The 22041-nt window shown below is 74.7% G+C and carries 21 protein-coding genes and 1 riboswitch; of the genes, 10 read left to right on the top strand and 11 right to left on the bottom strand.

Annotated features, from left to right (window positions below; translation table 11 throughout):
* Positions 1-33: 33 nt before the first annotated feature.
* Positions 34-432: a YybH family protein gene (locus E4U91_RS32800; RefSeq protein ID WP_137310171.1), complete on the bottom strand. Its 399-nt coding sequence runs from the start codon at positions 430-432 to the stop codon at positions 34-36.
* Positions 433-512: 80 nt separating this feature from the next.
* On the opposite strand from E4U91_RS32800, the gene E4U91_RS32795 reads away from it, so the two are divergent.
* The 5 genes from E4U91_RS32795 to E4U91_RS32775 all read left to right on the top strand — a co-directional run bounded on the left by E4U91_RS32795 (position 513) and on the right by E4U91_RS32775 (position 7279).
* Positions 513-1208, top strand: coding sequence for a nucleoside/nucleotide kinase family protein (locus E4U91_RS32795; protein ID WP_241678762.1), 696 nt, complete (start codon positions 513-515; stop codon positions 1206-1208).
* A gap of 67 nt (positions 1209-1275) precedes the next feature.
* Positions 1276-2988 carry an ArnT family glycosyltransferase gene (locus E4U91_RS32790; protein WP_137310170.1) on the top strand — a complete coding sequence of 571 codons (1713 nt, stop codon included), beginning with the start codon at positions 1276-1278 and terminating at the stop codon, positions 2986-2988.
* A 181-nt stretch (positions 2989-3169) separates the two neighbouring features.
* A complete protein-coding gene (locus E4U91_RS32785; protein ID WP_168218210.1) occupies positions 3170-4093 on the top strand; it encodes a MurR/RpiR family transcriptional regulator in 924 nt (307 codons plus the stop codon).
* A gap of 311 nt (positions 4094-4404) precedes the next feature.
* The gene (locus E4U91_RS32780) at positions 4405-4785 is read left to right on the top strand and encodes a hypothetical protein (protein WP_174867892.1); all 381 of its coding nucleotides are present in this window, start codon (positions 4405-4407) and stop codon (positions 4783-4785) included.
* 67 nt (positions 4786-4852) lie between these two features.
* A complete protein-coding gene (locus E4U91_RS32775) occupies positions 4853-7279 on the top strand; it encodes a SpoIIE family protein phosphatase (protein ID WP_422070924.1) in 2427 nt (808 codons plus the stop codon).
* A 47-nt stretch (positions 7280-7326) separates the two neighbouring features.
* On the opposite strand, the gene E4U91_RS32770 is transcribed toward E4U91_RS32775, so the two are convergent.
* On the bottom strand, positions 7327-7962 hold the full coding sequence (locus tag E4U91_RS32770; RefSeq protein WP_137310168.1) for a peptidoglycan-binding domain-containing protein: 636 nt from the start codon (positions 7960-7962) through the stop codon (positions 7327-7329).
* A 60-nt stretch (positions 7963-8022) separates the two neighbouring features.
* The gene (locus tag E4U91_RS32765; protein ID WP_137310167.1) at positions 8023-8862 is read right to left on the bottom strand and encodes an ATP-grasp domain-containing protein; all 840 of its coding nucleotides are present in this window, start codon (positions 8860-8862) and stop codon (positions 8023-8025) included.
* Between the two features lie 346 nt (positions 8863-9208).
* Here E4U91_RS32765 and E4U91_RS32760 point away from each other — a divergent pair, with 346 nt between their 5' ends.
* Positions 9209-9622 (top strand): Zn-ribbon domain-containing OB-fold protein, encoded by a 414-nt coding sequence (locus E4U91_RS32760; protein ID WP_137310166.1) that lies wholly within the window; start codon positions 9209-9211, stop codon positions 9620-9622.
* Positions 9623-9814: 192 nt separating this feature from the next.
* Positions 9815-12598: a S9 family peptidase gene (locus E4U91_RS32755; RefSeq protein WP_137310165.1), complete on the top strand. Its 2784-nt coding sequence runs from the start codon at positions 9815-9817 to the stop codon at positions 12596-12598.
* A 125-nt stretch (positions 12599-12723) separates the two neighbouring features.
* Here E4U91_RS32755 and E4U91_RS32750 read toward each other — a convergent pair whose 3' ends face one another.
* Positions 12724-13128 carry a PPOX class F420-dependent oxidoreductase gene (locus E4U91_RS32750; RefSeq protein ID WP_137310164.1) on the bottom strand — a complete coding sequence of 135 codons (405 nt, stop codon included), beginning with the start codon at positions 13126-13128 and terminating at the stop codon, positions 12724-12726.
* Positions 13129-13301: 173 nt separating this feature from the next.
* Between E4U91_RS32750 and E4U91_RS32745 the strand changes: the two genes are divergently transcribed.
* Positions 13302-14690, top strand: coding sequence for a S1 family peptidase (locus tag E4U91_RS32745; RefSeq protein ID WP_137310163.1), 1389 nt, complete (start codon positions 13302-13304; stop codon positions 14688-14690).
* A 101-nt stretch (positions 14691-14791) separates the two neighbouring features.
* On the opposite strand, the gene E4U91_RS38265 is transcribed toward E4U91_RS32745, so the two are convergent.
* The 7 genes from E4U91_RS38265 to E4U91_RS32715 form a co-directional block, all read right to left on the bottom strand.
* Positions 14792-14965, bottom strand: coding sequence for a hypothetical protein (locus E4U91_RS38265; protein ID WP_168218209.1), 174 nt, complete (start codon positions 14963-14965; stop codon positions 14792-14794).
* 237 nt (positions 14966-15202) lie between these two features.
* Complete coding sequence (locus E4U91_RS32740; RefSeq protein ID WP_137310162.1) at positions 15203-15901, bottom strand: L,D-transpeptidase family protein; 699 nt, start codon at positions 15899-15901, stop codon at positions 15203-15205.
* A gap of 186 nt (positions 15902-16087) precedes the next feature.
* Positions 16088-16885 carry an SDR family NAD(P)-dependent oxidoreductase gene (locus E4U91_RS32735; protein WP_137310161.1) on the bottom strand — a complete coding sequence of 266 codons (798 nt, stop codon included), beginning with the start codon at positions 16883-16885 and terminating at the stop codon, positions 16088-16090.
* Positions 16886-16925: 40 nt separating this feature from the next.
* Entirely contained in the window at positions 16926-17840 is a 915-nt protein-coding gene (locus E4U91_RS32730) for an SDR family oxidoreductase (RefSeq protein ID WP_137310160.1), read from the bottom strand.
* Positions 17841-17973: 133 nt separating this feature from the next.
* On the bottom strand, positions 17974-18603 hold the full coding sequence (locus tag E4U91_RS32725; protein WP_137310159.1) for an MBL fold metallo-hydrolase: 630 nt from the start codon (positions 18601-18603) through the stop codon (positions 17974-17976).
* On the bottom strand, positions 18603-19691 hold the full coding sequence (locus E4U91_RS32720) for an S-(hydroxymethyl)mycothiol dehydrogenase (RefSeq protein WP_137311118.1): 1089 nt from the start codon (positions 19689-19691) through the stop codon (positions 18603-18605). The genes E4U91_RS32725 and E4U91_RS32720 overlap by 1 nt, the downstream gene beginning before the upstream one ends.
* A 283-nt stretch (positions 19692-19974) precedes the next feature.
* Entirely contained in the window at positions 19975-20277 is a 303-nt protein-coding gene (locus E4U91_RS32715; protein WP_137310158.1) for a hypothetical protein, read from the bottom strand.
* Positions 20278-20447: 170 nt separating this feature from the next.
* On the opposite strand from E4U91_RS32715, the gene E4U91_RS32710 reads away from it, so the two are divergent.
* Both E4U91_RS32710 and E4U91_RS32705 read left to right on the top strand, forming a co-directional pair.
* Positions 20448-20813: a nuclear transport factor 2 family protein gene (locus E4U91_RS32710; protein ID WP_137310157.1), complete on the top strand. Its 366-nt coding sequence runs from the start codon at positions 20448-20450 to the stop codon at positions 20811-20813.
* Positions 20814-20919: 106 nt separating this feature from the next.
* Positions 20920-21005: riboswitch (ZMP/ZTP riboswitch) on the top strand.
* Between the two features lie 24 nt (positions 21006-21029).
* A complete protein-coding gene (locus E4U91_RS32705; RefSeq protein WP_137310156.1) occupies positions 21030-21878 on the top strand; it encodes a bifunctional 5,10-methylenetetrahydrofolate dehydrogenase/5,10-methenyltetrahydrofolate cyclohydrolase in 849 nt (282 codons plus the stop codon).
* Positions 21879-22041 lie beyond the last annotated feature (163 nt).

Here is a 22041-nt window from a genome sequence, read left to right as displayed (position 1 = left end):
ACCGGGTGGCGCACGCCACAACACCCCACGGGATCAGTCGTGCGGGAAGGAGTGGTGCTCGTGGGCGATCAGCCAGCGCCCGCGTTCCTTGCGCAGTCCGAACGTCAGCCGCAGCCGCGGCGCGGGCGGCCGTTCGGCCGGGTCGCCGGGGGTGTCGCAGCGCACCAGGGCGTGCGCGAACGCGACCTGGGCGCCGGCGGTCACCTCGAGGGTGTCGAGGTCGAAGCGTGCGCCCTGGGACTGCCAGGCGAAGAACGGCGGCCACAGCGCCCGGTAGGCGGCCAGGCCGCGGAAACCCCCGTCGGGCGGGGGCACGTAGTACAGGACGAGATCCTCGGCGTGCCCCGCGAGCACGCCCTCCAGGTCGCCGCGGCGCACCGCGTCGGCCCAGCGGGTGATCAGGGTGCGGATCTGCGTCTCGTCGTCGGGCACGGGCGTCCTCCTCCTCCCCGGCGGGGCCGGGGCTGCTCGCAGTACCTCACCTGGGCGGTGCCACACTGTGCGGTGTGTCCGTGAGTGCTGCGTCTGTGGTGTTCGACGATCTCCTCCTGCGTGCGCGTTCCCTGGTCCGCGACGGCCACCGCGCCCTCCTCGGGATCGCCGGCAGCCCCGGCGCGGGCAAGACGACGCTCGCCGAGCACCTGGTGGCGGCGCTGAACGACGGCGGTGAGCCGTGGGTGGCGCACGTGCCCATGGACGGCTTCCACCTCGCGGACGCGGAGCTGGACCGGCTCGGGCTGCGCGACCGCAAGGGGGCGCCGGAGACGTTCGACGCGGCCGGGTACGCGGCGCTGCTGCGCCGGCTGCGCGACGACGAGCCGGACACCGTGTACGCGCCCGGCTTCGAGCGGGACCTGGAACAGCCCCTCGCGGGCGCGATCCCGGTGCCGCCCGCCGCCCGGCTGGTGGTGACGGAGGGCAACTACCTGCTGCTGGACACGGGCGCGTGGGCACGGGTGCGCCCGCACCTGGACGAGGTGTGGTTCTGCGACCTGGACGCCGAGGAGCGGCTGCGCCGCCTGGTGGCCCGGCACGAGGAGTTCGGCAAGGGCCACCAAGAGGCGGTGGCGTGGGTGCACCGCTCGGACGAGGCCAACGCCGAGCTGGTGGCGACGACCCGGGAGCGGGCGGACCTGGTGGTGGGTGAGGTCGCGGGGCTGCGCCGGGACATCGCCGGGACTGAGACCGGCTCGGCCGGGTCGCACTGAACCCCGGCGGGCACCGGGCCGTACCTGTGGACAGGGCGGGAGGTCCGCCGGGTACGACCCCTGGGGAATGATGGCGCGCACACTGCACTCGGTCCCGGCTCCCCGGGAGGACGCGCGCGCATCCGCCCCCGCGCGGGCGCGCCGCCGTCGGCTGGTCCCGCTGCTCGTGGCGGTGCTGCTCGGTCAGATGGCGGTCGCGATGGTCACCACGGCCGTGCAGCAGACGCCGACCATCGACGAACCGGTGTACGTGGCCACCGCCGCCGACTACCTGCACGCGCACCGGGTCCGCTACAACGCGGAGCATCCGCCGCTCGGCAAGCTGGTGATCGCCGTCGGCGTCGCGGTGGCCGACCCGCGCGTCGACCCGTCGTTCACCGGGGACCAGGGCGTGGCGGGACGCAGGCTGCTGTACGGCACGGGCAACGACCCCGGGCGGCTGATGCTGTGGGCGCGGCTGCCGGTCGTCGTGCTGACCCTGCTGTTCGGGCTGGTGGTGTTCGCCTTCGCCCGCGACCTGGCCGGCACCGCGGCGGGAGGGGTGGCGCTCGCCCTGTACGCCTTCTCCCCCGACGTGATCGCCCACGGTTCGCTGGCCACGCTCGACGTGCCGATGGCGGGCTTCCTGCTGACGTCGGTGTGGCTGCTGTGGCGGGCCCGCGAGCGTCCGCGCCGCTGTCTGCCGCTCGCGGGGGCCGCGCTGGGCGCGGCCCTGGCGACGAAGATGAGCGCGCTGCCCGCCGTCCCCGTGCTGATGGCCCTGGCCGTGCTCGCGCTGTGGCCCGCCCGCCGGTGGCGGGCCCTGGCCGGGGCCGGCGTCGTGGCGGTGACCGCGGTCGCCGTCGTGTGGGCGGCGTACCTGGCCGTGGACCCCCGGCTGCGCTGGGACCCGGGCGCCGCCCACGTGCCCGTGGTGCACGGGCTGCGCGGTCCGCTGGTCGAGCTGCTGCCCTTCCCGCCGGCCTACCGGGACGGCGTGCGAATGCAGTTCGGGCTGGAGAACCAGCCGTGGCAGGGCTTCCTGTTCGGGCACCTGTACACCGGCTCGCGCTGGTACTACCTGCCGGCCGCGCTGCTGGTGAAGACCCCGCTCGGGCTGCTCGCGCTCTGGGCGGCCGGGGCCGTGGCCCTCCTGGCGGTACGGCGGCTGCGCCCGGCGGCGCCGTACGTGCTGCTGCCGTCCGGTGTGCTGCTGGCCGCGGCGATGACCGGGGCGCGGGACTTCGGCACGCGGTACGTCGTGTTCCTGCCGCTGTTCCTGGCGGTGGCCGGCGGGTGCGTCGTGGCGCTGTGGACCGGGCCGCCCGGCCGGGCGCGTGGCCGGGGCCGGCCCGGCGCCGGAGTGCGGGCCGGGGTGCGGGTCGGGTGGGTGGTCTGGACCACAGGGCTGCTGGTGGCGTGGGTGGCGGTCAGTTCGCTGCGGACGTTCCCCTACTACCTGCCGTACGCCAACGAGGCGTTCGGCGGGCCGGCCCGCACGCACGTGTGGCTGCACGACTCCAACGTGGACTGGGGCCAGGACCTGGGCCGGCTCGCGGACCGGCTGCGCGAGCGGTACCCCGGTCAGCGGGTGTGGCTGGTGTACAAGGGCAGCGGGGTGCCGTCCGCGTACGGCATCCACGCCGCGGATCCGCTGCGAGTTCCCGTCGGCGAGGTGCGCGGGCTGCTGGTCGTGTCGGACTCGGCGGCGGCCAAGGCGCGGGGCCGGCTGGCACGGCTGCTCGACGACAGCCGGCCGGTGGACGAGGTGGGCCACTCGATCACCCTGTACCGCCGGTAGCCCGAAGTCCCCGGGATCTTCCCGGGGCCGCGGGGACCCGGCGGCCCCGGCAGTGGGACGCCCGCGCGGCGGTGCAGGTCGCGCGGCTCGTGCGGCGCCCGACGGGTGTGCTCGCGGCCCCGGTTCGGGCGCGGTCCGTGGGCTATGTTGAGTGTTCGTGGGAGACAAAGGAGGCGCACCCGTGCCATCGCCGCAGCAGGCACGTGCGCAGGCATCAGCGATCACCTCGGGCCGGACCGCCCCGGAGGCCGAGGGCTCTCCGACGTCCCGGCTCAGGGAACTCTTCGACCGGCCCCAGCTGTCCCCGGGACAGCGCCGCATCGCCCAGTACCTGATCGAGCACATCACCGAGGCGGCGTTCCTGTCGATCACCGACCTCGCCGAGCGGGTGGGCGTCAGCCAGCCCTCGGTGACGCGGTTCGCGGGCGCGGTCGGCTTCAGCGGCTACCCGGCCCTGCGGGAGAAGCTCCAGGCGATCGCCCTGGGCGCGCTGGCCGGTGGCCCGGCGACGGACGAGGTGAACCGCAGCAACGAACTGCAGTCGGCCGTCGACGCGGAGATCGAGAACCTGGAGAACCTGCGCCGTGACTTCGCCGATCCGGACCGGGTCATCGACGTCGGCCGCAGCCTGTCGCAGTCGACGCCGCTGACCGTGCTCGGGCTGCGCATCTCCGCCTCGCTCGCCGAGTACTTCGCCTACGCCGCGCGCCGCATCCACCCGGACGTGCGGGTGGTGACCCGCGGGGGCAGCGTCGCCTACGACGCGCTGCTGCAGTCCCGGGAGGCCGGGGGCACCTGGGTGCTGGCGTTCTCGATGCCCCGGCACGCGCAGGAGACGCTCACCGCGGTGCGGGTGGCGCGCGGCGCGGGCCTGAAGGTCGCCCTGGTCACCGACCTCGCGCTGGGGCAGCTGGCCGACGAGGCCGACGTCACCTTCGCCACCGGCACCGGCTCCCGGCTGGTGTTCGACTCCTACGCGGCGCCGGGGGTGATGTCCGCCGCGCTGCTGCAGGCCATGACCGACGCCGGCCCGGAGCGCACCCAGGCCCGGCTGGAGGAGTACGAGCAGATCGCCGAGCAGCACCACTTCTTCCTGCGGGACTGAGCCGGCCACCGGCGCGCGGGCCCACCCCCTCCCCCCTGGAGAACTGACGAGGGATCACTGCGCGCCCAGCGCACATGAATGTTTTCATACGCCTTGCAAAGCGGACGGCATATATAAATACTGCTCACGGCCGCACCCGCCCGACAGGGCTCCCGTACGGACATCCCGAGCCGCCGTCCCCTACCCACGCCGGCGCGGAGGTGCCCGGGGCACCGCCCGGCGCGCGTGCCCGTGGCGGCCCCGGTCATCCCCTGGGCCGGGGCCGCCCCGCCAGGTCGGACCACCCGTCCCGACGCCGTACACCGGAAGCGATGATCATGCCCACGACGACGACGCGCACCAGCCCGGACTGGCCGTGCCAGGTGAAGAGCCCCGGCAGCTACGACTGGGAGCGCTCGGCGACCAAGTGGCTGCGCGAGCTGGTGCCCGCGCGCTACGCGAGCTACCCGGCGCTGCTGCGCCACCCGGTACTCCTCGCCCGCCACGCCCACATCCAGGTCCAGCAGGAGATCCGGGTGGCCCGCACCGCCCTGCAGACCGCCCGCGCCGACCTGCCGCGGCTGGGCCTCGCCGAGTCGGTCATCGAACACACCATCAGGCTGTACGCCGCCGAGATCATGCAGCTCCAGCACATCGCCCGCAGCGTGCGCGCGGTGACCGAGGCGCTGGTGGAGCACACCTCCGGACGGTGATCGAAGCGCGCTCGCGGTCTGCCCCGAGACCGCGATCGAACAGCACGGGCTGTGTCATGCTCGTCCCGTGACGAGCGAACCCGCGGTGCCCGGAGAGTCGGGCGGCGCACCCGACCTGGCCGCGCTGACCCGGGTGGTGGCGCGCCAGCGCGCCGAGATGGACCGGCTGCAGGACGTGGCGGCCACCTCGGCGGTGATCGAACGCGCCAAGGGCGCCGTCATGGCACAGCTGGGCTGCACCCCCGACGCCGCCCACGACGTGCTGCTCCAGCGGGCGAAGGCCGCGCGGCGCACCCTCCTGGAGGAGTGCTGGACCACGCTCGGCACGCTGGCCCCGCCCCGCGCCCCGGCACCGGGACCCGGACCGTACGACGTCGACGCCGCCGACCCCCCGCCCGCCGTCCCGCCGGCCACCGCCGAGGACGTCTCCCTCGCCCTCGCCCGGCTCGGTCGGGCCCTGGTCCGGGTGAGCACCCCGCAGGACCTGGCCCGCTGCCTGCTGGAGCACGTGACGCCGGGGGTGGGCGCCGACGCGGTCCTCCTCTACGCCCGCCTGCCCGCCGGAGGCCTCGAACTCATCGGCCACGCAGGCATCGACGACGCCCTGGCCCGGCAGTGGCAGCAGGTCCCGCCGCTCACCGGGATCGCCCCGTTGGAGGCCCTGCGCAGCGGCGAACCCCGCTGGCTGGAGGACTCGCGCACCGACCGCGAGCGCTACCTGCTCATCGGGGAGCCGCCCGAGCGGTGGGGGTCACGCGCGTGGCTCCCGGTCCTCGGCGGCGCACGTGACTCCGGCGGCTCCAGCGGCTCGGGGGACGAGCGGGCCGCGGTCGTCGTCGGGTTCCTGCGCCGCCTCGGCGCGCCGTTCCCGCAGCGCACCCGCGAGCAGCTGGAGGCGGTCGTGCGGCTGTGCGCCGGCCCGCTGGCCATGTTCGGCACCCGCCAGGAGCCCGCGCTCGGCTCCGCGGTGGACGCCGTGCAGGCCGTGTTCGACCGGCTCCCGGTGCAGGCGGTGCTGCTCACCCCGGTGCGCGCGCCGTCGGGCGCCGTCGAGGACTTCCGCGTCGACGCGGCCACCGCAGACACCGTCGACTCGACCGGCCGCAGCGGACGCCGGCTCATCGGGCTGCGGCTGCTGGAGTGCTGGCCGGCGATCACCCGCGAACCGCTGTGGCACGGCTGCCTGGACACCCTCACGCGGGGCACGGCCTTCACGAGCGAGCCGTTCGCCCGGCAGCGGATGGTGGACGGCGAGGCCGAACTGTCCACGTTCTGCGCGCACGTGGAGCGGCTCGGCGACGGACTGGTCCTCAGCTGGCTGCCGCACGACCCCTCGGACCGGCAGGAGCAGCGGCTCGCGGACGTGCAGCGGCTCGGCAACCTGGGCTGGGCCAACTGGAACCTCGCCACCGGTGAGGTCAGCTGGTCGTCCCAGGTGTTCACCATATTCGAACGCGAACCCGCGCTGGGCGCGGTGCACTTGACCGACCTGCCCGAGCTCGCCCTGCCCGAGGACGTGCCCGCGCTGACCAGGGCGGTCGGGGAGCTGGTGCGCCTCGGGCGGCCGTGCGACGTGCCGTTCCGCATCGTCACCCGCCGCGGCGTCCGGCACCTGCGGGCCGTCGCCGAGGCCGTCTCGGACCAGTACGGCACGCCGGTGGAGGTGCACGGCTTCGTGCAGGACCTCACCGCGCAGCGCAGCGCCGAACTCGCCCTGCTCGCCAGCGAACGCGCCATGCTGACCCAGCACGGCGTCCTCCAGGCCGAGCGGACGGTGGCCGCCCGCCTCCAGGACGCGCTGCTGCCGCTGCCGAGGAAGCCGGTGCAGCTGGCCGGGCTGCGCGTCGAAGTCGCCTACCTGCCCGCCCAGTCGGGGCTGAACGTCGGCGGCGACTGGTTCAGCGCCATCCAGTTGCCCGACGGCGACGCCCTGTTCGTGCTCGGCGACGTCGCGGGGCACGGCATGGACGCCGTGGCCACCATGGCCCAGCTCCGGTTCACCGCCAAGGGCATGGTGATCACCGGCTCCTCGCTGACCGGCGCCCTGAGCCGGCTGAGCGCCCTGCTGCTGCACTCCCGCGGCTCGCACGGCACGGCCACCATGGTGCTGGCCCGCTACGACCCCGCCGAGCGACGCCTGTTGTGGGCGCAGGCCGGGCACCCGCCGCCGCTGCTGGTGCGCGACGGTGCGGTGCGCTACCTCGACCGGCCCGCCGGGATGCTCCTCGGCGCGTCCGACACGCCCCGCTACGGCGAGGCCGAGTGCCTGCTGCGGCCCGGCGACCGCGTGGTGCTGTACACCGACGGGCTGGTCGAGCGGCCCACCGAGAACATCGACCGGGGCCTGGAGCGCCTGGCCGGGGCCGTCGCGGCCCAGGCCGCCGCCGGGACGGCCTCGCTCGACCGGCTCCTCGGCGCCGTCCTGGAGGCCGAACAGCGCGACGACGTGTGCGTGCTGGACATCCGCGTCCCCGAGGACGACACGGCACGCTGACGCGCCGGGCACCGCTCCGCGGGGCGTCGAGAGGGCCCGGGCGGCCCTCACGTCCGTGACTCCAGGTCGCGCCGGGTGTCGTCGCCGTACACGCCGCTCTCGTCGCCGCGGATGCCGTACCAGAGCTGGAAGCGGGCGACGGCCTCGGCGAGGACGGTGCCGTAGCGGCCGTCGGTGGGGCCGTCGTCGTAGACGTCCGGGACGCGGCGCAGGCGTTCCTGGAGGTCGGTCACCTCGGGCCCGCTGTCGCCCTCGCGGAGGGTGCCCGGCCCGTCGGGGTCGGCCGGGGCCGGGGCCGCAGCGGTGGCCGTCGGTGGCGTCCGCGCGGCGGCCCCGCCGTCCGTGCCGGGCAGCAGCAGGGCGCAGGCGAAGCCGGCCAGCGCGGCGGCCGCAACGCCTCCGGCGACGGCGGCGCGACGCGGGCCGGGGCGCGCCGGGCGGGAGGCGCCCGGGGCCGGTCCGCCGGGCACCGGCGGGAGTTCCTGCGTGTCGGCCTCCGTGTCGGCCCCGCCGCCGGGGCGGCCGGCGCCCAGGGCGACGGGCTCGTAGCCGGTGGGCGGGCGGTCCTCGGTCAGCTCGCGGAACAGCTCCGCCAGGGCGTCGGTGCGGCGGGGCCGCAGCACCCGGATCGGTTCGAGCACCGGGCGCTCGGGGGACTCCCCCGGTTCGGGCGGTGTCGGCACGCTGCCTCCTTCGGGGCGTCATGTCCCCGGGGAGTGGTACGGACGGGCCGCCGTCCGGGTTCAGTGCGAGGGCACGTCGTCCAGGAAGCGGTGCAGGGAGGCGGCGAAGGCGGTCACGAAGGCCTCCCGCCGGTCCTCGTCGAGGGCGTCCAGGGACAGGTAGGGGTTGAGGTCCTCCAGCTCCACCAGCAGCAGCCCGCCGTCGGGGGCGCGGCAGGCGTCGACGCGCTGGATGCCGTGCCGCAGCCCGTTCCAGTCGATGAAGCGGCGGGCGAACTCCAGGTCCCGGACGGTGGGTTCGTAGGGCACGAGCTCCCAGCGCCGGGCCGGGTCCGGGGCGTACAGGGCGTACTGGAAGGCGTCGTCGACGAAGCAGAAGGAGACCTCGTAGGCGAAGTCGACGTGGGGCTGGACCAGCACCGTGCCGTCGGCGAGGGCGGGCAGTTCGGCGCGGGTCACGACCCGCAGGCCGATCGAGTCCGCGCCCAGGCGGGGCTTGACGACGTAGCGGTCGGCCCCGGGCAGCCGGTGCAGGTCCTCGGCGCGGTCGACGGTGGGGATGACGGGCAGGCCCGCCGCGCTCAGGTCGAGCAGGTACTGCTTGCCCGCCATGTCCGCGCGTCCGGTGAGCGGGTTGTACACGCGGGTGCCCTGCCGCAGGGCGCGCTCGCGGAAGGCGTCGTACTCCGCCCGGTAGCCGAGGACCGGGCCGCTGTTGCGGACCACGACGGCGTCGAAGGCGTCCATCAGCGCGGCCGCGTCGCGCGGGTGGCACAGGGCGAGGTCGAACTCGGCGCGCAGCCGGGAGGTCAGCAGGATGTCCTCGTCGCAGTAGCGGCGCCCGCGGGCCGGGTACGCCAGATCGCTGACGTACAGGATGCGGGGGCGGGCGTCGGCCATGCGGTCTCTCCAGGTCACGGCGGGTCGGGCCCCGACAGGGTACGGCGTGGCGGCGACGGCCCCACGCGCGGGCCGGACGGACCTCCGCACACCCCGGATGGGGGCACTGAGTGCCAGGCCTGCGCATCGGTGACTACCTCGTCGGTCGAGGAGCACTTGAGGTCCTGTACGGGCTCCGTCTCTCCCTGCTAGGAACCCGGTTCCTTTTTCGTGGTACGCAGTATCTTTACGCCTGGCACTGAGTGCCATACATTGAGCGGGTGCGCGGCGGCACGGCGGCCGTGCGGACGGGTGCGCGGCCGGGCCGTGCGCGTGGATTCCGGCGTAGTGCAGGGAGTTGACCAGCGTGTACCACTTCGCAGGAGACGGCGTTCAGCAGAGCACGGGCGCCCCGGCGGGCGTCCTGGACCGCCGCGGTCCCGACGGCGAGGCGATCCTGTTCCAGCGCTGCACCTATTGCGGCACCGCCGTGTACCACCGGGTGCTGTGTCCGGTGTGCCGGGGCAGCGAGCTGCGCACCGAACGCAGCCAGGGCACCGGCACGGTCCGCCACTCCACGGTGGTCCACCGCAACACGCCCGCCGCGCGCAACGTGTCGCTGGTCGAGATGGCGGAGGGGTTCGTCGTCCGGGGGCGGGTCATGGGGCCGCCCATCGGCATCCACAGCGGTGACCGCGTCCGGCTGTCGACGGCCAAGGACCCGGTGCGCGGCGAGCCGGTCTTCCAGCTCGTCGACGAGCCGCTGCGCGCCTGGACCTGAGCCACCGTCACGGCCCCTCCCCTCCTCCCCGGTCACCCGTCTCCCTTTCCCCCGGTGGCCGGATTCAGGTGCCGCGCCGCGCCGGACCGGCGGGTCACAGGCAACCCACAGACACCGCCTCGCATCCTCCGGGGCGCGTGAGGCTCCCGTGACCGACGGGTCGCCCGCGCGCCACGTGCGAGGAGGGGACCATTGATCCGTGCCCGGCACATAGGTGTCACCGCCGTCGCGTTGCTCGCGACACTGGCGGGCACGCCCGGCCTGGCGGCGGCCCAACAGCCGCCCGGAACACGACCGTCGACAACGCTGTCCGACACCGAGCTGCCGCCCGGCTGGCAGCTCTCCGCGCAGGGCGGCCGGCGTGAGCTGATCTGGCACGCGCCCGCGCCGGTACCCATGGGCGACGCGCGCGTGGAGTTCCACGCGGGCGGCCGGCTGCTCGGCGTCCCGGTGGCGGGCCGGGACGGCCGCACCTTCCGGCTCGCCCTCGAACGGGGCCGCCCCTCGGACCTGGAGGACGTCCGGGCGCTGGCCGGCGGACGCCGACTGGACGCGCCCGCCGAGCACCGGGCCCCCGGCCGCCGCACCGCGCCGCCCGTCACCCCGCCGACCGCCGCCGTGCCCGCCGTACCGGCACCGGCCGGCGCGGTCGACCCCGGCCGGCCCGGCGCGTACCGCACGCTCACCTCGGCCTACGACCTGGACCCGGTGACGCTGCCCGGCCTGCCCCGGCCCGTGGAGATCAAGGCCGTCGTCGTCGCGCCGAAGAACGCCGCGGGCAGGCGTCCGCTGGCGCTCTTCCTGCACGGCCGGCACTCCACCTGCTACAAGCCGGGCGCCGAGGACGACGTCACCGGTGACTGGCCCTGCGCCGACGGCTACCGGCCGATCCCCAGTCACCGCGGCTACCTCCGCGACCAGCAACTCCTCGCCTCCCAGGGCTATGTGACCGTCTCGATCTCGGCCAACGGCATCAACGGCCAGGACTGGCAGGCCGAGGACGGCGGCGCCGAGGCCCGCTCGTCACTGGTGCGCCGCCACCTGGCCGACTGGGCCGACTGGGCCGCCCACCCGGGCCACGCCCCGGCCGCGCTGCGCCGCGTACCGCGGGCCGACCTGTCGCGCGTGCTGCTCGTGGGCCACTCGCGCGGCGGCGAGGGCGTCAACCGGGCCGCGATGGACAGCCTCTACCCGCCGCCCGCCGACCAGGACGGCTCCCGCGGCCCGGTGCGCTGGACGATCCGCGGCACCGTACTGATCGGACCGACGATCTTCGGCCAGAATCCCGTCGCCGACGTCCCGTCCGCCACGATCCTCCCGGGCTGCGACGGCGACGTGTCCGACCTCCAGGGCGAGGTGTACGTCGACGGCACCCGCGGCATCAGCAGCGGCACCGCCCTGCACAGCGCGGTCTACGTCGTCGGCGCCAACCACAACTTCTTCAACAGCGAGTGGACGCCCGGCCAGGCCGAGGCACCCGCCTCCGACGACTTCTGGGACGACGAGCAGGAGCGCGACCCGGTGTGCTCCCCCGGCAGCGCCACCCGGCTGACCGCCGACCAGCAGCACCGGGCCGGCGCCACCTACATCGCCGCGGCGGCCCGGCTGTTCGTCGCCGGTGACGACCGGGCGCGACCGCTGCTGGACGGCACGGGCCTGCGCGCGCCGTCCGCCGCTCCGGCGCGTGTCCTGACGCACGCGGTGGGCGCCCGGCGCGGCGGGGGGTTCCTGCCGGACGGGCCGGTCACGGTGACCGGCGGCCGGCTCTGCTCGGCCGTCGACCCCGACCCGGCCGTTTCCTGTCTGGACCCCGAAGTCCCCGGTTCCTCCCCGCACTTCGCGGGCTGGGAGACCGGCCGCCGTGCGGTGGCGCTGGCCTGGACCGCGCCGGGCGGCACGACCGCCGCGCTGCGGCCCGGGGCCGCGGTGTCCCTCGCCGGCGCGCGCAGCCTCGCGCTGCGGGTGATCGTGCCGCCGAACAGCGGGAGCACCCCGTTCGACGTGGCCGTCACCGACGCCTCCGGCCGCCGGGCCGCCCTGGGCCGGGTCACGGTCGACGCACTGCCCGGCAGCGGGCGGACCGCCTCCTACTGGGCGCGTGAGGTCCGCGTCCCGCTCACCGCGGCCACCCGCGCCGGGCTGGACCTGCGGCACGTCACCTCGCTCGCGCTGACCCCGCGTTCGGGCGCCGGACGGGCTTGGCTGGTCGACGCCTGGGGCTGGCGCCCCGGCACCCCGGCGGTGCGGGCGGCGGCGCTGCCGCGCGTCGACGTGGGCCGTACGACGGTCAAGGAGGGCGACAGCGGTGTGCGCACCTACACCGTCCCGGTGAAGGTCTCCGGGCACGGCTCCGGGCAGGTCCGCGTCTACGTCCTCGACCCCGCCACCGGCCGCGCCCAGGGCCGGGTGGTCACGGTACGGCCCGGCGGCCACGACATCGACGTGCCGGTGACGGTGCGCGGCGACACGTCGTTCTCCTACGACGTCCAGCACGACATCGCCGTCAAGGCGGTGCACGGCGCCGTGGTCGGGGCGCACCGGGGCGGCGTCACCGTCCAGAACGACGACCCGATGCCCGCGCTCACGGTGACGCCGACCGCCGGCCGGGTGACCGAGGGCCGGCCCCTCGACTGGCGGCTGTCGCTGTCGGAGCCGAGCGCGGTGGACATCTGGCTGCCGTTCCGGATCGTGCCGGTGACCGAGGGGGCGGAGCTGTCCACCAAGGACGTCGACCCGCGGTGGCTGAGCGAGTGGACCGGCGAGGAGCCCGACCCGGAGCGCGCGCTGTCCGCCACGGGCGCCTGGGTGTGGATGGAGTTCCCGGCGGGCTCGACCCGTTACGACCTGAGCCTGCCGACGCTCACCGACCAGGTGGCCGAGCCTGCGGAGTCGGTGCGGTTCGAGCAGACCGACGACGACGGCCGACCGGTGCCCGGCGGCGTCGCGTTCACGGGAACGGTGACGGACGCGCCGTAACCGCACGGCGTGCGCTGTGGCCGCACGGTGTGACGGACGCGCCGTGGCCGCACGGTGTGAGGGGGCCCGGACCGGCCGACCGGTCCGGGCCCCCGTGCGTCAGGCCGTCGCGCCAGTACGTCGCCTCAGTCGGTCGCGTCGTCGCCCGCGCCCGGTGTCACCCGGATGCCGACCGTGCCGTCCAGGCCGCGGCGCAGGCGGCTGCCCAGCAGGGTGAGCCGGCCGGTGAGGCCGTACTTGCGGGCGATCAGCTGCCGGTAGCGGCCCACGGTCGCCGCGTCGACGATCTCCGCGGTGGCCGGGAGCTGGTCGCCGGTCGGGTGCCCGCGCAGGTCGCAGGGGCCCACGAGGACACCGGGGCGGGCCCTGATCCGCTTGACCTTCCAGGAGTCGGCGGTCGTCCAGACCCCGAGCGCGTCCCCGTCGCGGACCACCCACACCGGGGTCGCCACGGCCGTCCCGTTCTTCCGGTAGCTGGTCAGGAGCAGGTACTTGCCCGCTCCGAGCCGGTCGAGCAGCGTCTCGTCCATCCCGGCAGTCTAGGGGCGACGGGCGCCGGAGGACCCCCTCCCGATCTCCCCCGCCTCCCCGGCGGGGCGGCCTTGAACGCCACGCCGCCCGGGCCCGTATGGACGGTGGGTGCTCGACGACCGGAGTGCCCCGCGGTGTCGACGCCGCGCGCGTTCGGGTTCGGGAGCGATGCATGAGGCACGTACGACGGCGGATCGTCCGGCGAGTGACACGACTGGCGGCCGTCGGCGGACTGCTCCTGGGCGGCGCCATGGTCGCGCAGTCCGCCATGGCCGGCGAGCCGGACGGCCACGGCGCGCAGCGGGGCGCGGCCCGGACGCTGTCGGCGACGGGCGCGGACCTCGTCGGCCGCCTCGGTGCGGCCCGTACGGCGGGCAGTTGGGTCGGCGACGACGGGCGGACGGTGGTCGCGGTCACCGACGCGGGCGCGGCCGAGGAGGTCAGGCGGGCCGGCGCCGAGGCGAAGGTCGTCGGCCACAGCTTGAACGAACTCAAGTCGGCCGCGTCGGCGCTGCGTTCGGCCCCGCGCGTGGCCGGCACGGCCTGGGCGCTCGACTACCGCACCAACCGTGTCGTGGTACGCGGCGACAGCACCGTGTCGGCCATGGACTGGGCCCGGCTGACGCGGGTCGCCGACGGCATCGGCAGCTTCGTGCGCATGGAGCGCACCCCGGGCACCTTCACGCCCCGGCTGAACGGAGCGCAGCCCATCCTGTCGACCGGTGGCCGGTGCTCCGCGGGCTTCAACGTGACCGACGGACAGCGGGACTTCATCCTCACCGCCGGGCACTGCGGTCCCGCGGGCGCGCAGTGGTTCGCCGACAACCAGGGCAGCCGGCCCGTCGGCCGGACCGTGAGCTCCACCTTCCCCGGCGCGGACTTCTCCCTGGTGCAGTACGCGAACGGCGCGGCGGGCGACGGCGCCGACGTCGTGGCGATCGGCAACGGCAACGGGGTCCGCATCACCGGGCTCGCCGACCCGTCCGTCGGGCAGCGGGTGTTCCGCAGCGGAAGCACCAGCGGACTGCGCGACGGGCAGGTCACCGCGCTCGACGCGACGGTGAACTACCCGGAGGGGACGGTCACCGGGCTGATCGAGACGAACGTGTGCGCCGAACCGGGCGACAGCGGCGGCCCGCTGTTCTCGGACGGGATCGCGCTCGGGGTCACCTCGGGCGGCAGCGGTGACTGCACCACGGGCGGCACGACGTTCTTCCAGCCGGTGACGGCGGCGCTGACCCGGCTGAACGTGAAGCTGATCGTGTCGGCGCAGGCGGCGGGCGGGGCGAGTGCGTCCCCCTCGTCCGGGGCGGCCCCGTCGGCCTCGCCGACCCAGGCGGCGATCGCGCCGGGCGCGGCCTCGCCGGGCTCGACGGCTCCGGTCGCGGGCGGCACGGGGACGGGGCGGACGCTGGTAGCGCGGCTCACGGACCCCGGTGCCGTCGGTCCCGGCCTGCTGGTGATCGCGGGGAGCCTGGTGGCGCTGGTCGCCACCCGCTACCTGCGCGCGGAGCGGGACCGCAAGGCGTACCAGCGGTACTACTCGACGACGTGGAGCTGAGGGGCCGCGCGAAGCGGCCCTCGGATGGCGCGAGGACGCGGTGCTACGGGGATCTCCGGGGGGTGCGGCGCGCGGTGGCCGCCCGGTGTGCGGACCGGCGGTCAGGCCGCGTCGGCCCGCTGCTGGGCCACGGCGGCCCACTCCAGGACGAGGCGCTGGTACTCCGCGCGCTGCTCGACGCTCAGTGTCCCGCCCGACCGGAGCCACAACGCCCGGATCTCCTCGTTGACCTCCGCGGCCGATCGCTCGGAAACGGGTTCAACACTGGTGGACATGCTGTGAATCTTACGGTGTCCAAGGTGAAGGCCGCGTGAGTTAATACGCGATATTCCGGGCAAATCGGACCGTGTCACTGATCACGTCCATCTCGCCGGAAACAGGCCCGCGGAACTGCCCGCATCCGGCCGGGAGTCCGCCGTGGCCTGCGCGAACGCCCGCACCACGACGACCGGGCGGCCCCCTGGGGAGCCGCCCGGTCCGCGTGTGTCACGCGCCACGTCCCGCCGCGCCGGTCAGGTGCCCGGCTTGCGGCCGTAGACGAAGACGTCGTCGCCGGTCTTCAGCAGCGACCAGTACTTCTTGGCCGTCGCGGTGGTCATGTTGACGCAGCCGTGCGACCCCGGCGGGTTCCACATGCTGACGCCGACCGAGTGGAAGGCCTGCCCGCCGTCGAAGAACTGGCTGTACGGCATCGGCACGTTGTAGATCGTGGAGACGTGGTTGATGTGCTTCCAGTAGATCTTCTTCAGGCCGGTGCGGGTCTCGTAGCCGTCACGCCCGGTGCGCACCGGGACCGGCCCGTAGACGAGCCGGCTGCCGTCCTGGATCCAGCTGATCTGCAGCGTGAGGTTCACGCAGGCGATCCGGCCCTTGTTCGTAGGGCACTTGTGGTCCTTGTTCGGGTTGCTCCCGACCGCCTTCTGCTTGTTCATCAGGTCCATCACGCCCCAGGTGACGGGCCCGGCGTAGCCGATGTTCGGGGTGATGCCGTGCTTGTTCTGGAAGGCCTGGATGGCCCGGCAGTCGGTGGTGGACTGCTTCCCGTCGACCGGCCGGCCGAGGAACTTCTCCACCTGCTTCTGGTACGGCCCGGCCTGCGTGGTGCAGCTGCCCGCCGCCTGCGCCGGTCCCGCGCCCAGTGCGAGGGTGAGCGGCGCCACCAGCGCCGTCATCCCCAGGGCGACCACCCCTCGTCTGCGTATGTCCCCCATGTCCGCCCTCTCCCTGGCCCCGTGTGTGGTGTGCGTCGTGTGCGCCGCTCTCGATGAACTAGACACGATCACGCGCCCTTGGGTTGTAGCAGGGTGGGAGCTGTGACGAAACAGTGAAGTTCGGCCGTGACGGTCGTCACGTACGCGGACCGGCGTCGTGACGCCGGGCCTCGGTCCGCCTCCGGATCAGTCCTCCTCGGTGCGGCCGGTCGCCCGCCGGAAGCCGGTGTTGACCGCGGTGATGCCGCCGTCGACGACGACCGAGGTGCCGGTGATCCAGGCGGCGTCGCGGGAGGCGAGGAACGCGACGGCGGCGGCGATGTCCTCCGGCTCTCCCACCCGACCGAGCGGGTACAGCGTCCGGATCTCCTCCAGCTCGTCGTCACGGCCCTCCCACGCGGTGGTGCGGACCGTGCCGGGGACGACCATGTTGACCCGCACGCCCCGGGCGGCCGCGTGCCCGGCGAGCGTGCGGGTGAGCGAGCCGAGGCCGGCCTTGGCGGCGCTGTAGGCGTGGTTGCCGAAGTCCTGCAGGCCGTTGACCGAGCCGATGTTCACGATGGCGCCGCGTCCGCCGGCCGCCAGGTGGGGCAGCGCGGCCCGGCTGCACCGGTAGGCCCCGGTCAGGGTGAGGTCCAGGTCGTGGGCCCACGCCTCGTCGGGTTCGTCCTCGAAGAGCGGGGCGTCGGGAGTGCAGCCGTAGGCGTTGTTCACCAGGACGTCGAGGGCGCCGAAGGTGGCCACGGTGTGGGCGACGGCCGCCTCGACGGAGGCGCGGTCCGTGACGTCGCAGGCGTACCCGGCCGCGGCGAGCCCCTCCTGGTGCAGCGCGGCGGCGGTCCGCCGGGCCGCGGGCAGGTCGACGTCGGTCACCAGCACCCGTGCCCCCTCCTCGGCGAGCCGGCGGGCGACGGCCCGGCCGATCCCGCGGGCGGCGCCGCTGACGAGGACTGCGTGGCCTTCGAAGCGCTGTGCGTGTGTCATGGCTGAGACGGTAGGTCCCGACCGGCCCGGCGGGACCGGTTCAGCGGTAACCCGTCGCGTCCGCCGGCTTGCCCGCGTCCTGCACCTCCACCAGGTACCGCCACGCGTCGGGGCGGCTGCCGTCGAGGTCCGTGAAGCCGTACTCCCGGGCTAGGCCGCCGCTGGACAGGGACCGGCCGTTGAAGCGGGCCACGTCCGGGTCGGCGGCCAGTGCGGCGACCGCCCGGCCGACGTAGCGTGGCGTCTCCGAGATGGCGAAGTGCGGGACCTCCCCCAGCGCGTCGCGCCAGTTGTCCTCCCGCACCCCGAACGCGTCGAGCATCATCTCCGAGCGCAGCCAGCCCGGGGTGAGGGCGAGGGCCGTGGCGCCGCGCGGGCCGAGTTCGTGGCCGAGGGCGAAGGCCATGCGCAGCACGGACGCCTTGGCGAGGTCGTAGAAGAAGGAGTTGCGGTAGCGGTCGCGGTTGTACTCCGCGGTCCCGTCGGTCATCTCGACGACCAGGCCGCCGGGGTGCCGCAGCAGCAGGGGCAGGGCGTGGTGGCTGGTGACGGCGTGGGTCTCGACCGCGAGCCGCAGCAGGCGCAGCCCGTCGTCGAGGTCGTGTTCCCACAGGGGGGTGTCGAAGGCGAAGAGGTGCTCGCCGCCCCAGACGTCGTTGACGAGGACGTCGAGGCGGCCCCGCTCGTCGGCGATCCGGTCCACCAGCGTGCGGACCTGGGCGGGGTCGAGGTGGTCGGTGGGGACGGCGATCCCCTCGCCGCCGGCCCCGGTGACCAGGTCGGCGGTGTCCTCGATGGTCTCGGGGCGGTCGTACTCGGAGCGGTGGGCGCGGGTGCTGCGTCCGGTGACGTAGACGGTGGCGCCCGCCGCGCCGAGTTCCACCGCGATCCCGCGGCCCGCCCCGCGTGTCGCGCCCGCCACCAGCGCGACCCTGCCCCGCAACGACTCCGGCATGTCCGGCCTCCCGTGTCCCTCGTGCGTACCGTCGCCCCACAGCGTGCCGGGGAAGCCGGACATCCTCTGTCGTCTTTTCGGCGGGATCCTCCGGAAGACCCCTGCGGGGCGGGGCGGGGACACCCGGCCGGGGTCAGTGCCCCTTGTCGATCCACTCCTGGAGGTGCGGGGCCTCGGCGCCGATCGTGGTGGTGTCCCCGTGCCCGGTGAGGACCTTCGTGTCGGGCGGCAGGGTGAGCAGCCGGTCGCGGATCGAGGTGATGATCGTCGGGAAGTGGGAGTACGACCGCCCGGTGGCGCCGGGGCCGCCCTGGAACAGGGTGTCGCCGGTGAACAGGGCAGCGAGTCCGGGGTCGTGGAGGCAGACCGCGCCGGGCGCGTGCCCGGGGGTGTGCAGCACGGTCAGGTCGGCGCCGGCCGCCTCGATGACCTGGCCGTCGGCCAGGTGCGCGTCGGGGTCGCGGTCGGGGTGGGTCAGCCTCCACAGCGGCAGGTCGTCGGGGTGCAGCCAGATCGTCGCGCCGGTCAGGTCGGCGAGGGCGGGGGCGGCGTTGACGTGGTCGTTGTGGGCGTGGGTGCACACGATCGCGGTGAGGCGCCGCTCGCCGACGGCCTCGGCGATGGCCTGCGCGTCGTGGGCGGCGTCGATGACGACCACCTCGTGGTCGTCGCCGACCAGCCAGACGTTGTTGTCGACGTCCCAGGTGCCGCCGTCGAGGCTGAACTGCCCGGAGGTGACGAGGCGTTCGATGCGGGCGGCCATCACAGCACCACCACCGAGCGCAGCACGTCGCCGTGGTGCATCCGCTCGAACGCCTTCTCCACCTCGTCCAGTTGGATCGTCTCGGTGACGAACGCGTCCAGCGGCAGGCGCCCCTGGAGGTGCAGGTCGATCAGCATGGGGAAGTCCCGCGAGGGCAGGCAGTCGCCGTACCAGGAGGACTTCAGCGCGCCGCCGCGTCCGAAGACGTCCAGCAGCGGCAGTTCCAGCTTCATCTCGGGGGTGGGCACGCCGACCAGCACGACGGTGCCGGCGAGGTCACGGGCGTAGAACGCCTGCCGGTAGGTCTCCGGCCGGCCCACCGCCTCGATGACGACGTCGGCGCCGAAGCCGCCCGTCAGCTCGCGGATCGCCTCGACGGGGTCGTTCTCCCGGGAGTTGACGGTGTGGGTGGCGCCCAGGGTGCGGGCCTTGTCCAGCTTGCGGTCGTCGATGTCCACGGCGATGATCTTCGCGGCGCCCGCCAGCCGGGACCCGGCGATCGCCGCGTCGCCGACCCCTCCGCAGCCGATGACGGCGACCGAGTCGCCGCGGCCGACGCCGCCGGTGTTGATCGCCGCGCCGATGCCGGCCATCACTCCGCAGCCCAGCAGGCCGGCGACCGCCGGGGAGACGGACGGGTCGACCTTGGTGCACTGCCCGGCCGCGACCAGCGTCTTCTCGGCGAAGGCGCCGATGCCCAGCGCGGGGGCCAGTTCCTGGCCGGTCGAGGCGAGGGTCATCCGCTGCCGGGCGTTGTGGGTGTCGAAGCAGTACCACGGGCGGCCGCGCAGACAGGCGCGGCACTGGCCGCACACCGCACGCCAGTTGAGGATCACGAAGTCACCGGGCGCGAGATCGCCGACGCCGTCGCCGACCGACTCCACGACGCCGGCCGCCTCGTGCCCGAGCAGGAACGGGAACTCGTCGTTGATGCCGCCCTGCTTGTAGTGCAGGTCGGTGTGGCAGACCCCGCACGCCTGCACACGGACGACGGCCTCGCCGGGCCCCGGGTCGGGTACGACGATCGTCTCCACCCGTACCGGCTCGTCCTTGCCCGGTGCGATCACGCCGCGCACTTCCTGCGCCATGGTGCTGCCCCTTTCGTCGCGGTCGTCGTGGTTCGACATCCGGCTCCGACCCTAGACGCAACGGATCACCGGACGCACCGGATCACGCCGCGGGGCGGTCGTGCCGTGGGGCGGTCGTGCCGTGGGCGGTCGTGCCGTGGGGCGGTCGTGCCGTGGGGCGGTCGTCCCCTGGGACGGTCGTGCCGCGGGGGCGGGCCGGTGGTGTTCCCTACCTCGCCGGGGCCGGACACGCCGAGGGGGCCGCCCGGTGTGCGGGCGGCCCCCTCGGGCGGCGGTGCGGTGCTCAGGCGTGCACGGACGGCAACAGGCCGGTGAGGGGGGCGACCAGGCCGGCGACTTGGTCCACCGGTTCCTGCAGCCGCCGCAGCTGCTTCACCTTGTTGAGCTCGTTCACCTGGCTGGAGACCGGGGGCAGCGCGCCCTGCTGCTCCGCGGGGAGCTCGCTCGCGGCGAGCGAGTCGAGGAGGGTCAGCGGGCTCAGCCGACCCGAGTCTTTGGCGTCGGCCGCGTTCGCCATGGGCGCGGCGAGACCCGTGACCCCGACGGCGAGACAGGCGGCGGCGACGATGCGTCGAGTGGAGATCATGCCCTCAGCAACGCCCCCGGGCGCCCCGGGGACACGGCCACGGGGCGCCGCTCACCCGTGAGGCGCAGGACCGACCGAGGGCTTGCCGGGTCGTGCGGGGCGGAGGACGCTCGAAGGTGAGGGCCGCACGGCCCGATCCCCTCGGTCCGCGGCCCTCCGAGGAGGTCACCATGGACACCGCGACCGGCTCCGGCTTCGACGCCGACACCCTGCGGCGGGGACTGGAGGGCAACACCGGCAACACCCTTCTCTCGCTCTACGCGGACGACGCCGAGCTGCGCATCGTCGACCACACCGCCCAGCCCAGCCACCCCAAGGTGGTGCGGGGCCGGGCCGCGATCGCCGAGATGCTCGACGACGTCTACAGCCGGGACATGACGCACAAGCTGGACCAGTGCGTCGTGCAGGGCGACCACGCCGCCTACTGCGAGTCCTGTGAGTACCCGGACGGCGTCCGCGTGCTCTCCGAGTCGATGATCACGCTGCGCGACGGCAAGATCGTCGACCAGGTCATGATCCAGGCCTGGGACGAGTGACGGCACCCGCGGGCCGGTCCCGGGCCACCGCCCGGCCGGTCCGCACTCCCGCGGGGGCACCGCTCCCGGTCCGGCCGGAGGGGGGCGGGGGCCCTCGGTTACGCTGGGGGCGGGCCGTGACTGGCGCTGAGGTGGAGCACCACCGGGGAGCGGCCCGTCCACACCGACATGCCGTGCGCCTGGGCGACACCGACCGATCGGCCCAGGAGGACACCCATGTCGCAGGCCCGGCTCATGGACGGCACCGCGCTCGCCCGGCGCATCGTCGAGGAGACCGCCCGGAGGAGCGCCGACCTCACCGCACGCACCGGTACGACGCCCTGTCTGGCGACCGTGCTGGTCGGGGAGGACCCGGCCTCCGTGACGTACGTCCGGATGAAGCAGAACCGCTGCCGCACCGCCGGCATCGCCTCCCGGCACGTGGCGCTGCCCGCCGACACGACCACCGGGGACCTGGTCGGCACGCTGCGCGCGCTGTCCGCCGACCCCGCCGTGCACGGCATCCTGCTCCAGCACCCGATGGGCCACCACATCGACGAGCGGGCGGCGTTCGAGGCGATCGCGCCCGAGAAGGACGTCGACGGCGTGACCTTCGCGTCGTTCGCCACGATGAGTTTCGGCCTGCCGGGCTTCGTCTCGTGCACGCCCGGCGGGATCATGCGGCTGCTCGACGCGTACGGCGTCGACCCGGCCGGCAAGCGGGCCGTGGTGGTCGGCCGCAGCGCGATCCTCGGCAAGCCCGCCGGGATGCTGCTGCTCGCCCGGGACGCCACGGTGACGTACTGCCACTCGCGCACGGCGGACCTGTCGGCGGCGGTGCGGGAGGCGGACATCGTGGTCGCCGCCGTGGGCCGTCCGCGGCTGATCCGGGGGCAGGACCTCAAGCCGGGAGCGGTCGTGGTCGACGCCGGCTACAACGCGGGCAACGTCGGCGACGTGGACTTCGACTCTGCCGTGGAGCGCGCTTCGCTGATCACGCCGGTGCCCGGCGGTGTCGGTCCGATGACCATCGCCACGCTGCTGGAGCAGACGGTGACCGCGGCGGCCCGGCAGCTCGGCGTCTGAGCGGAGCCCGTCCCGCCGGCGCACCGGAGCCGACGGGACGGGCCGTTCGGGAGCCGGGACGTCGACGCAGGGGTCGGCGGCCGGTTGTTCCTCATGTCGAACACGGCACGAGTCACCGAACCTCGGCGCGCGCCGACCGTAGAACCGCCCGGGGGCGAAGTCA

The sequence above is a fragment of the Streptomyces lasalocidi genome, from assembly GCF_005280215.1.
In the GTDB taxonomy this organism is placed as follows: domain Bacteria; phylum Actinomycetota; class Actinomycetes; order Streptomycetales; family Streptomycetaceae; genus Streptomyces; species Streptomyces longwoodensis.
This window is presented reverse-complemented; position numbering and strand designations above follow the sequence as displayed.